Annotated in this window: 10 protein-coding genes; 8 read left to right on the top strand and 2 right to left on the bottom strand. The window is 52.2% G+C overall.

All coding sequences use genetic code 11. From position 1 onward, the window contains the following. The first annotated feature begins 69 nt into the window (after window positions 1-69). From G7064_RS11305 to rfbA, 6 genes are all read left to right on the top strand, one after another. Window positions 70-672 carry an acyltransferase gene (locus G7064_RS11305; protein WP_166073663.1) on the top strand — a complete coding sequence of 201 codons (603 nt, stop codon included), beginning with the start codon at window positions 70-72 and terminating at the stop codon, window positions 670-672. Between the two features lie 26 nt (window positions 673-698). Then, window positions 699-1,994: a nucleotide sugar dehydrogenase gene (locus G7064_RS11300; RefSeq protein WP_166073662.1), complete on the top strand. Its 1,296-nt coding sequence runs from the start codon at window positions 699-701 to the stop codon at window positions 1,992-1,994. A 14-nt stretch (window positions 1,995-2,008) separates the two neighbouring features. After that, window positions 2,009-3,046 carry a UDP-glucose 4-epimerase GalE gene (gene galE, locus G7064_RS11295; RefSeq protein ID WP_166073661.1) on the top strand — a complete coding sequence of 346 codons (1,038 nt, stop codon included), beginning with the start codon at window positions 2,009-2,011 and terminating at the stop codon, window positions 3,044-3,046. 49 nt (window positions 3,047-3,095) lie between these two features. Continuing rightward, complete coding sequence (gene rfbB, locus G7064_RS11290) at window positions 3,096-4,148, top strand: dTDP-glucose 4,6-dehydratase (RefSeq protein ID WP_166073660.1); 1,053 nt, start codon at window positions 3,096-3,098, stop codon at window positions 4,146-4,148. A 69-nt stretch (window positions 4,149-4,217) separates the two neighbouring features. After that, the gene (locus tag G7064_RS11285; protein ID WP_166073659.1) at window positions 4,218-5,225 is read left to right on the top strand and encodes an SDR family oxidoreductase; all 1,008 of its coding nucleotides are present in this window, start codon (window positions 4,218-4,220) and stop codon (window positions 5,223-5,225) included. A 60-nt stretch (window positions 5,226-5,285) separates the two neighbouring features. Continuing rightward, window positions 5,286-6,164, top strand: a complete 879-nt coding sequence (rfbA, locus tag G7064_RS11280; protein WP_166073658.1) for a glucose-1-phosphate thymidylyltransferase RfbA — start codon at window positions 5,286-5,288, stop codon at window positions 6,162-6,164. 71 nt (window positions 6,165-6,235) lie between these two features. Here rfbA and chrA read toward each other — a convergent pair whose 3' ends face one another. Further along, window positions 6,236-7,468 carry a chromate efflux transporter gene (gene chrA, locus G7064_RS11275; protein ID WP_240935454.1) on the bottom strand — a complete coding sequence of 411 codons (1,233 nt, stop codon included), beginning with the start codon at window positions 7,466-7,468 and terminating at the stop codon, window positions 6,236-6,238. A gap of 152 nt (window positions 7,469-7,620) precedes the next feature. After that, the gene (locus G7064_RS11270) at window positions 7,621-8,598 is read right to left on the bottom strand and encodes an isopenicillin N synthase family dioxygenase (RefSeq protein WP_166073657.1); all 978 of its coding nucleotides are present in this window, start codon (window positions 8,596-8,598) and stop codon (window positions 7,621-7,623) included. A gap of 127 nt (window positions 8,599-8,725) precedes the next feature. Between G7064_RS11270 and G7064_RS11265 the strand changes: the two genes are divergently transcribed. Next, window positions 8,726-9,553: a hypothetical protein gene (locus G7064_RS11265; protein WP_166073656.1), complete on the top strand. Its 828-nt coding sequence runs from the start codon at window positions 8,726-8,728 to the stop codon at window positions 9,551-9,553. A gap of 277 nt (window positions 9,554-9,830) precedes the next feature. Further along, entirely contained in the window at window positions 9,831-11,882 is a 2,052-nt protein-coding gene (locus tag G7064_RS11260) for an OmpA family protein (protein WP_166073655.1), read from the top strand. Window positions 11,883-11,913 lie beyond the last annotated feature (31 nt).

Here is an 11,913-nt window from a genome sequence, read left to right as displayed (position 1 = left end):
CTCAAACTTAAAAAGTCCTACCTTTGCCGGCTCAAAATCGGCAGCCTGCCGAGCTAGTTATCTGCTTTCGTGACTGATACGGTTGCCTATTTTGCTCACCCCACCGCTGTGCTCGACGACGGCTGCCGTATTGGCGCCGGGTGTCGCATCTGGCACTTTGCCCACTTGATGGCGGGCTGCGAATTGGGCGAAAACTGCACCATTGGGCAGAACGTGATGATAGCCGATGGCGTCCGCCTAGGCCGCAACGTGAAAGTGCAAAACAACGTGAGCCTGTATACGGGCGTGGAATGCGCCGATGATGTTTTTTTGGGGCCGTCCGTCGTGTTTACCAATGTACGCAACCCGCGCAGTGCCTTTCCACGCCGCCACGAATACCAACCTACCGTGTTGGAGCGCGGCGTGAGCGTGGGGGCCAATTCTACTATTATATGCGGGGTGCGGCTGGGAGAATACGCCTTTGTTGGGGCCGGTTCCGTAGTAACGCATGATGTTGCACCGTATGCCTTGGTATATGGCAATCCGGCTCGTCCGCAAGGCTGGATGAGCCGCGCTGGGCACCGCCTCACTTTCGATGCCAGCCAGCGGGCCACCTGCCCTGAAAGCGGCATGCAATACGAGTTAACCTCTGATAATCAGGTGCTACCTGTTATTTCGATCCAAAATTCATAAGTCAAAATTCAGCATTTCTTCTTCCTGTGTACGAGCAATTACTTCAGAAAAAAGCCAAGCTAGCCGTCATCGGTCTTGGGTACGTGGGCTTACCTATCGCCCTTGAGTTTGCCCGCAAGCTCAGCGTTATCGGCTTCGATATAAACGCTGCCCGTGTCGACTTGATGCGTAACGGTATCGACCCCAGCGGTGAGCTGGAAGCCAAAGACTTCGAGGGCTGCGACATTACGTTCACCGACTCTCTGGAGGTGTTGCGTGAGGCCACCTTCTTCATCGTTGCCGTGCCCACGCCCATCGACGAGCACGCCATGCCCGATTTGAAGCCCCTATTGGGCGCCTCAACCAGCGTGGGCAAGGTGCTCAAAAAAGGCGATTACGTAGTGTTTGAAAGCACGGTATATCCCGGTTGCACCGAGGAAGATTGCATTCCAGTGATGGAGAAACTGTCGGGGCTGTCATTTCCTCAGGATTTCAAGGTGGGCTACTCCCCCGAGCGCATCAATCCCGGCGATAAAGAGCATACGCTGACTAGCATCATCAAGGTAGTGGCTGGCTGCGATGATGAATCGCTGGATATCATTGCTAAGCTCTATGAGCTGGTGGTAAAAGCCGGTGTACACCGGGCCAGCAGCATTAAAGTAGCCGAGGCAGCCAAGATTATCGAGAACACGCAGCGCGATGTCAACATTGCGCTGATGAATGAGCTGTCGCTGATTTTTGACCGCATGAACATCAATACCTACGAGGTGTTGGAGGCTGCTGGTACCAAGTGGAATTTCCTCAAATTCTCGCCTGGCCTAGTAGGCGGTCACTGCATTGGCGTCGACCCTTACTACCTGACGTACAAAGCGAAGGAGCTAGGCTTCGACGCCAAGGTTATTCTTTCGGGTCGCAGCACCAACGATAATATGGGCGCTTATATCGCCCGCAAAACGGTGCAGATGATGATTAAGCAGGGCAAAGACGTCGCTAAAAGCCGGGTGCTGGTGATGGGCGCTACTTTTAAGGAGAACGTAGAGGATATTCGCAATTCCAAAGTGGCCGACGTAATTCAGGAGCTGAAAAACTTCTCTGTAAACGTGGATATCGTAGATCCGTACGCCGACTCTGACGAACTGCACCATGAGTATGGCTTTCGCCTCACATCCGCTGAAGAGACCAGAACTGACTATGACGCCGTTATTGTAGCCGTAGGGCATAAGCCCTACCTCGACAAGAACGAAGCGTATTTCAAGTCGATTACGGCTGACAACGCCGTTTTGGTTGATATTAAGGGCCTCTACCGCAACAAGATGCAGGATTTGCACTACTGGAGCCTATAGAACACATGCTAGATATGGAAAGGACAAAAATATTAGTAACCGGCGGCGCAGGCTACATTGGCTCACACGCGGTGGTGGAGTTATACGAAGCTGGATATCAGCCTGTAATCGTTGATAACTTCAGCAATTCTTCCGAGTCTGTGATGCACGGTCTGAAAGAGATTCTGGGGACCAATATAGCGTGCTACGCCATCGACTGCGCCGATGAAATAGCCCTACGGGAAGTTTTTGCGCACGAAAAGGACGTGCGTGGTGCCATCCACTTTGCCGCCTACAAGGCGGTAGGGGAGTCGGTACAGAAGCCACTGGCCTACTACCATAACAATATCGCTTCCTTACTCACGCTTTTAAAAGTGATGCAGGAGTTTGAGGTGTCGAACGTGGTATTTTCTTCTTCCTGTACCGTGTACGGCATCCCTGATCAGTTGCCCGTTACGGAGGAAACACCTACCAAGCCAGCTACCTCGCCCTACGGCAACACCAAAAAGATTTGCGAAGACATCCTGCGAGACGTAGTAGCTGCGCCAAATAGCAGCGTGCGCACAATTCTGCTGCGCTACTTCAATCCTATTGGTGCCCATACTTCTGCTCTTATTGGTGAGCTGCCGCTGGGCATACCTAACAACCTGGTGCCGTTCGTGACCCAGACGGCGGCGGGTATTCGGGAGAAGCTTACCATCTTCGGCAATACCTACGACACCCCCGACGGCACCAACGTTCGCGACTACATCCATGTAGTAGACTTGGCTAAGGCGCACGTAGTGGCCGTAGAACGCCTCTTAAAAGGGGAAAGCGAGCCAGTTGAAACGTTCAATGTGGGCACCGGCCGTGGCAATAGTGTGCTGGAGGTAGTACAGACGTTTGAGAAGGCAACCGGTCAGAAACTCAACTACGTTATCGGTCCTCCTCGCCCCGGCGACGTACCGGCCATCTATGCCGATGTAACCAAAGCGAATCAGGTATTAGGGTTTCAAACCACTACTTCCTTAGAAGAGAGCTTGGCGAGTTCATGGAAATGGCAGCAGAAATTAATGGCGGATAACGCAGGTTAAACAGCTGAAATACCGCTGTCTAGTCGTTAAACGGTTCAACTGTAAGTAGATGAAAATCATTATCACCGGCGGGGCTGGATTTATTGGGTCGCACGTGGTGCGCCTGTTTGTAACCAAGTACCCCGAGTATCAGATCCTTAATCTGGATGCGCTGACGTACGCAGGTAATCTTGAAAACCTGCGTGATATCGAGAATGCGCCTAATTATCGCTTCATAAAAGGCGACATTGCTGATCAAGCATTCATCGATGAGCTATTTGCGCGAGAAGAACCCGACGCCGTAATCCATCTGGCGGCCGAGTCGCACGTTGACCGCTCCATCACCGATCCGCTGGCTTTCGTGAAAACCAATGTGCTCGGAACAGTGCATTTGTTGAATGCGGCCAAAAACCTATGGAAGCCGCTGGGGTATGAGGGCAAAACCTTCTACCACGTAAGCACCGATGAAGTATACGGCTCCCTTGAAATGGGCCCCGAGATGTTCACGGAAGAAACGGCGTATGATCCTCGTTCACCATACTCCGCTTCTAAGGCTAGCTCCGACCATTTTGTGCGCGCATGGCACCATACATATGGTCTGCCGGTGAAGTTGAGCAACTGCTCCAATAACTACGGCCCCAACCATTTCCCGGAAAAGCTGATTCCGCTAGCTATTCACCGCATCCGCACCCAGCAGCCGGTGCCGGTATATGGAAAGGGCGAAAATGTGCGCGATTGGCTTTTTGTGAAAGATCATGCGACGGCCATTGACGCGGTGTTTCACAAAGGCAAAGTGGGCGACACCTACAATATTGGCGGCGTAAATGAGTGGCAGAACCTGGCGCTGATTCATCTGCTGTGTGACGTGGTTGACGAGAAAACCGGCCAAGCTCCTGGCACCTCGCGTAAGCTCATCACCTTCGTGAAAGACCGGGCCGGGCACGACTTGCGCTACGCCATCGACTCGAGCAAAATCATGAACGAGCTGGGCTGGAAGCCCTCCGTCACGTTCGAGCAAGGCCTCGCCCAAACGGTGGACTGGTACTTAGCAAATACCGAATGGCTAGAGCGCGTGACAACGGGTGCCTACCAAGATTATTACCATCAGCAATACAGTAACTAGGGCTCGAAAAGCCACAATTTTCACTCAAATAAATAGTGGCTCCTCTTTCCGTCCTCATTCCCCGACAAAGTGTACGAAACCCCCTTTCACGACCAGCCACTCGATAATCTGACCTTTCTGGTGACGGGTGGTGCCGGCTTTATTGGCTCCAATCTGGTTGAATACCTGCTTAAGTACGGCGCCGGGCGTGTGCGCGTGCTGGATAATTACTCCAACGGCTTCCGCAAAAACGTGCGCTTGTTCGAAGGACATCCGGCTCTGGAAGTTATTGAAGGCGACATTCGCGACCCGCAAGTGTGCCGCGATGCTTGCCGGGGGGCAAATGTGGTGCTGCATCAGGCTGCGCTAGGCTCCGTACCGCGCTCTATCAATGACCCCATTAAGAGTAACGATGTGAACGTAGGGGGCTTTGTGAATATGCTGGTGGCAGCTAAAGAAGCCAATGTGCAGCGCTTTGTGTATGCAGCTTCTTCGTCAACTTATGGCGATTCGCCTCATTTGCCCAAAGTAGAAGACCGCATTGGGAAGCCTCTGTCGCCGTATGCCGTGACCAAGTATGCGAACGAACTGTACGCCGACGTATTTGGCAAGACTTACGGCATGCCCATCATTGGTCTGCGCTACTTCAATATTTTTGGTCCCCGCCAAGACCCAAATGGCGCTTACGCAGCCGTAATTCCGTTGTTTATTGACGCTGTGTTGCAAGGAAAAGCCCCCCGCATGAACGGCGACGGTGGCCAGACCCGCGACTTTACCTTCGTCGAAAACTGCGTACAGGCGAATATCAGAGCAGCTTTGACTACAAATCCGGCGGCACTGAATGAGGTGTATAATATTGCCGTAGCCGACCGTACGTCGCTCAACGATCTGTTCAATATTCTGAAAGAAGAAGCCGGCTCCGACATCACGCCCGAATACGGCCCCGATCGGCCCGGCGACATTCGCGACTCACTAGCTGATATTTCCAAGGCCAAAAACCTACTGAGCTACGATCCTCAGATTCGTATTCGGGAAGGTTTGCAGCAAACGCTGGCGTGGTTTAAGGCCAACCAAACTTTCATTCGTGAGAGCAACTAAACGCTGGACGACCTACAGGTCATTCATATTCCAATTTATATAGCAGGTTCATCCTAACAAATGAAAGGTATTATTCTCGCCGGTGGATCTGGCACTCGCTTGCACCCGCTCACGCTGGCCGTTAGCAAGCAACTCATGCCGGTGTATGATAAGCCGATGATCTATTATCCGCTATCTATTTTGATGATGGCTGGTATCCGAGACATTTTGCTGATCACGACGCCTCATGATCAGGCCCAATTTCAGCGTCTGCTCGGCGATGGAAAAAGCTTAGGTTGCAACTTTCAATACGCCATTCAGGAAGTTCCCAACGGCTTGGCGCAGGCATTTGTCATTGGCGCCGACTTTATCGGAGATGATAAAGTTGCCTTGGTGTTGGGGGATAATATTTTTTACGGCGAAGGCCTGGAGCAACTGCTGCAAAGCAATAGCAATCCCGACGGGGGCGTGGTATACGCCTACCACGTAAATGACCCCGAGCGCTACGGTGTAGTAGAGTTTGACGCTGATAAGAAGGCTCTCAGCATTGAGGAAAAGCCCAAAATGCCTAAGAGCAACTACGCGGTGCCGGGGCTGTACTTCTATGATAATGAAGTAATTGAGATTGCTCGTAACCTTAAGCCCAGCCCACGGGGCGAATACGAAATTACGGATGTGAACCAAGAGTACCTGCGCCGTGGCAAGCTCAAAGTGGGTATTCTGGGCCGTGGCACGGCTTGGCTGGATACGGGAACATTTGAGAGCCTCATGCAGGCCTCCGAGTTCGTGCGTGTAATTGAGCATCGCCAAGGCCTAAAGGTGGGTTCCATTGAGGAAGCTGCTTACCGTCAGGGATTTATTACGGCTGATGAGCTGCGCAAGATAGCGGAGCCTCTGCGTAAAAGCGGCTATGGCGACTACCTGATGAACCTGCCCGAAACGCAAATGCTGGAACAGTAGCCAAGTGGAGATACCACTAAAAAGCCCCCCAAGCTAGCTTGGGGGGCCTTTTTGTTGGTGACAGAGGTTCACTAAAACAACAGGCCAGCTACCAATCCGGCCCCGATGATAACGTAGGACGGAATCCTATTCCACAGCAGCAGCAAGAACGTAGAAGCTACCAGTATCAGATTGATGGGCGTATCGGGCAGCGGATGGTAGAGCAGGAAGGTAGCGGCCCACACCAGGCCTGCACTCACCGCATTAATGCCTTCCAACGACGCCTTCACCACGCGATACTGTTTTAGCTGGTCCCAGAAGCGGATGAGGAAGAAGATTAGAAAGGTGCCCGGCAGAAAAATGCCCGCCGCCGCTACCAGCGCCCCTAATAACTGGCCACTTACCCCAACCTCATCCCGCCGCATCGCCAGCGCCCCGATATAGGAAGCAAAGGAAAAATTGGGCCCTGGCATGGCTTGTACTAGTCCCAAGCCGGATAGAAACTCTGGGGCCGTGAGGTAGCGCTTAAACTCCACGAACTCAGCGAATAGGAGGGGCGCCAGTACTTGCCCACCCCCAAACACGAGGCTACCGTTGCGATAGAAGTTCTCAAAAAGCCGCACCGGCAGCCAGCGAGTGTAGTGGCCGAGTACGGCCGCCGCAATAAGCACCCCCAGCCAGAGAATAAAGTTGGCCCACTCAACACGCAAGGGCTGCTTTTGCTCCACCTGCGGCAGTTTGCTGTAGCGAAAGGCTGTAATTAGCCCCCCAGCCAATAATAATAGAGGCAATACCGCCGGTAACTGGAAGGAATAGGCCAGCATGGCTCCCGATACCATCAGGGCAACGGAAGTCTTCGTGTGAATTACCTTTTCCGCGATTTTGTACGCCGAATAAGCCACAAAGCCAATGGCGATGGGCTGCACAAATTGCACTAGCCTAGCTACAAGGCTGGAGTCTAAGTAGCTAATACTGAGTGCGAAGACGGTCATGAACGTCACGGCGGGCGTCATCCAAACCAGTAGCGTGAGATAGGCCAGATTGGGGCCGCCCAGCCGAAAGCCAATAGCAGTAATCGTTTGGGTAGAGGAGGGGCCGGGCACGATCTGGCATAAGGCCGTCAACTCGACCAACTCCGCCGACGTGAGATAACGTCGTTTATCAACCAGCAAGCGGAACATCATGGCCAGGTGCGCCTGCGGTCCACCGAAGCTGGTGAGGGCCAGCACGGCCACATCCTTCAGGAAAATGATGCCGCGTACGCGCTTGGTACGCGTGCCACTTCGGCGGGGTGGGGGAACCAAGCTAACCTCTTCCGTTTCCACTTTTTAGTGCTTGGTGCTTTTAACTGCCCAATAGCAAGGCGTTCATTGTTGGAAGATAAGATACGGTATTATCAGAAAAAAGCCCCCCAGAAAAATGCCGGGGGGCTTTTTACCTCAAGTATCGGTTGTCAGAAGACAACTGACAACCACGATTACTTTTTCTTCAAGCCAAGCTCGATCAAACGCTCATTCAGGAATTCGCCGGCGGTGATGTCTGCTTCCTGCTTGGGATTGTCAGGCGTAACGCAGCTTCCCAAGGCAGCTAAGCTCATTTCGGAGCGAGGGTGCATGAAAAAGGGAACGGAGAAACGCGACGAGTTCATCTTCTCGCGGGGTGGGTTTACCACGCGGTGAATGGTGCTCTTGAGTACGCCATTAGTCAGGCGCTGAAGCATATCGCCCACGTTTACCACAATCTGATCGGGCAGAGCCGTGATGGGAATCCACTTGCCATCACGACGCAACACCTGCAGACCATCGGCCGAAGCTCCCATGAGCAGCGTAATCAGGTTGATGTCGCCGTGTTCGGCGGCCCGCACTGCATCGGCAGGTACCGCGTCGGGGTTCTCAATGGGGAAGTAATGGATGGGGCGCAGAATGCTGTTGCCGTTGCGCACCTTATCATCGAAATAGTTTTCGGGCAGATTCAGGTACAACGCAATAGCACGCAGCACATCCTTACCCGCCGCTTCCAGCGTTTTGTACGTGGTTAGCGTGGTCTGGTGAAAGCTGGGTACTTCCTTCGGCCAAATGTTATCAGGATACTCGTTCTTGATAGGATCATTTGGGTCGTCTACCTCTTGGCCTACGTGGTAGAACTCCTTAAGGTCGCCGGTGTTACGGCCCTTCGCGTGCTCTTTGCCTTTGCCAATGTAGCCGCGCTGACCCGCCAAAGCCGGGTTCTCATAGCTTTGCTTTACCTCATCGGGCAGCGAGAAAAAGGATTTTACGTCGGCGTAGAGCTGGGTGGTTTGCTCTTCGGTTAGGCCGTGATTACGTAGTGCCACGAAGCCGATGCTTTGGTAAGCATCACCGAGTTGTTGAACGAAGCGCTGCTTGCGCTCCGGGTCGCCTGACCGAAAGTCGGCTAGATCGAGGGATGGAATTTCTTCCAGCAATGTTGGGTCCATAGCGGAAAATCAAGATACTTTTGAGCAATCATTTCGTATTCTGCAAGGTACTCAAAAATCAAATGTCATCTTTGTAGCTCAACGACACCGGATTTCTGGGTCTTTTAGTATAATTCCACTTTTTATTATGAAAGCATCAACTTTACTCTTAAGCGGCGCCATGTTTTTAGGCCTTGTGGCCTGTGACACAGCCCGTCAGCAAACCGAAACTGCCAGTCAGACCATTGCTGAGAATACAGCACCGGGCGGTTTGTCAAGTATGGAAAAGAATGGAATTCGCCTGACTCCTTTCAACGACTCGCCTAAATACCCCGAGTCGCAGATGCGGCTGAAGTCACCGATTTCCGGCAACACGCTCGCTTCCGGGGCAGTAGCTTTCGACTACGACCTAACCAACTTTCAGCTAACCAAAATGACTGGCGGCGTACATGCTGAGCACATGGCTAATTCTCAGCAGGGCCAGCACATTCATAATATCGTTGACAATGAGCCCTACACGGCGCATTACACCACTGAGTTCACTAAGAATATTCCGGATGGCCAGCACGTAGTGTTGTCGTTCTTGTCGCGCTCTTACCACGAAAGCCTCAAGCATCGTGGCGCTTACGATCTGCGCCTGATCAATGTAGGGTCTGCGCCCGTTACCCCACTAGGGGCCGATCTGGCTGCTCCACACATGTTCTATAGCCGCCCCAAGGATACTTATTCGGGTAATGATACCAAGAAGGTGATGCTAGATTTTTACCTGGTTAACACTACCCTGGCTCCTGAAGGCAATAAGGTGCGCGCCACTATCAATGGCACTGAGTTTATGCTGGATCAGTGGTTGCCGTACATGATGGAAGGCTTGCCCGCCGGCCAAAATACCGTGAAGCTGGAGTTGGTTGACACGAATGGTACCGTTATTCCGGGGCCGTTCAACTCCGTTACCCGCACGTTCACTCTGCAGCCCTAAGCATCTACTGCTGATTGCTTGATTTTCAATAAAAAAGCCTGTTCATGCTTAGCGTGAGCAGGCTTTTTTTAATGTTGTAGCTTATATAGTTTCTTTTTAATAAGGAAAAAGTTCTATTTTTAGAAAAAATATGTCCATATAATCATCATGAGTAATTTTGGCTTGGCTTTCGCAGATCGGAGCCGCCCCTGAAACTACTTTGAATGTGATTGGGTAAGAAACGAAGTCAAAGATGAGCTTGTTAGGCTCTCTTCCTAGTATCTTTTTGGTGTTAACTATGCGTTTTTACAAGTCGTTTTTTACGTTGGCGGTTGTGCTGGCTTTGAACTTAAACGCTCAGGCTCAACATGCTGTCTGGGCCAGCAAAGTAGTAGAGGTATCGTCGCAGAAGGCAGAAGGAAAAGAGGCATTCTCGCCCGACAAAGTACTAGGTGAGCCGAACGCCAAGCCACTTGGGCAAGTAAGCAACGATGCCTGGATCCCGAAAAAAGAAGGGAAAGAGGAATTTGTGGAAGTTCGCTTCAGTAAGTCCTTGATTGCGCGCCAGGTAACGGTCGTGGAAAATTTTAATCCAGGGTCAGTTATTAAAATTGAATTGGTCGATACGCGAGGCGGAAAGCACCAAGTGTACGAAAACAAGAACCCGGGGCCCATTCCGGAGCTGTTTCGCTCTCTGCAAGTAACCTTTGAACCAGGTACTTACCGGACGATAGGCGTGATAGTAACCATGAACACGCTGAAAGTAAATGGCGTGAATCAGATTGACGCCATCGGTATTGCCGACGTGGCGGCTACCATGGTGAAGGAAGAATTTAAAACGGCCCCCGCAGATGACAACGGGGTATCGGCCGACTCGTCGATGGTGAACTTGGGACCTACCGTCAATTCGAAGTACGTTGATACGCACCCAGTTATATCGCCTGATGGCAAGACGCTATTCTTCGCCCGTCAGGAAAGTCCGCAGAACGTGGGGGGCAAAGATGATGTGCAGGATGTGTGGTACAGCAATCTGCGCGACGCGGCCACTAAGTCGTGGAACCCTGCCAAGAATATTGGAGGACCCATTAATACGCCCGGCCCCAATGGCTTAGCCTCAGTTTCGTCGGATGGTAATGCCGTAGTGTTGATTAACGTGTACAACCCCGATGGCTCACTAGATCCCAAAGGCCTGAGTATGGCCCGGCGTACGCCCACCGGCTGGACAAAGCCAACGAAGATAGAAGTAGAGGATTTCTATAACGACGACCCCGAGAACGTTGATTTCTACCTCGCTACATCCGGCAAGGAACTGCTAATGGCAGTAGAGCGCAAAGATGGGCAGGGCCAGCAGGATTTGTATGTCAGCTTGCTCAAGAGCGATGGCAAAACCTGGGGCAAGCCGCGTAATCTGGGAACCTCGGTGAATACTAAGAAGGCTGAATTTGCTCCCTTTCTGGCGGCTGATGGCAAAACACTGTACTTCGCCTCGGAAGGGCACGGTGGCTACGGGCAGAGCGATATTTTCTACAGCAAGCGTCTCGATGATACTTGGACAAGCTGGACTAAGCCGCGCAATCTGGGTTCCAACATCAATTCTTCTGACTTCGATGCGTACTACACCGTATCTGCGGCGGGGGAAGATGCCTATTTGGTGTCGTCGCGCAATGGCACGGAGGGCTCACGCGATATTTTTCGTATCGGCCTCACGCCCCAGTTTAAGCCGGAAGTTGTAACCCTGGTGCGCGGACGCGTGCTCGATGCCAGCACCAAAAAGCCAGTTGCCGCCAAAATCCGCTACGAAAACCTGCTGACCGGCGAAGAGTTGGGCGTGGCAGAAACTAGCCCAGTGGATGGCTCATACACTATTGTGCTACCCTCGGGAGCACACTACGGCTACCGCGCTGAAGCGGCCGATTACATTTCGGAAAGCGACAATATCGACGTAACCGATCGACAGAAGTATACTGAGCTCACGCAGGATCTGTACTTAATTCCGTTCACGGTAGGGCAAACTATCAAGCTGACCAACATCTTTTTTGCCCAGAGTAAATTCTTCCTGCGGGAGAACTCTTACCCAGAGCTACAACGCCTGATCGGGATTATGAAAGAGTACCCGAACATGGAAATCAAGCTGGAAGGCCACACCGATAATCAGGGCGACCCAACCCTGAACGTGAAGCTGAGCCTTGACCGCGTGAATGAGGTGAAGAAGTATCTAGTGGCGCGAGGCATTTCAGCCGCTCGTATTACCACGGAAGGCTTTGGAGGCAGTAAGCCCGTAGGCAGCAACGACCAAGAGGAAACGCGCCGCCTCAACCGGCGGGTTGAATTCCGAATCACGAAGAAGTAACAGCTTCTATAAGCCTGTATTTTCCTAAAGC

Source organism: Hymenobacter sp. HDW8 (genome assembly GCF_011305775.1).
Classification (GTDB): domain Bacteria; phylum Bacteroidota; class Bacteroidia; order Cytophagales; family Hymenobacteraceae; genus Hymenobacter; species Hymenobacter radiodurans.
This window is presented reverse-complemented; position numbering and strand designations above follow the sequence as displayed.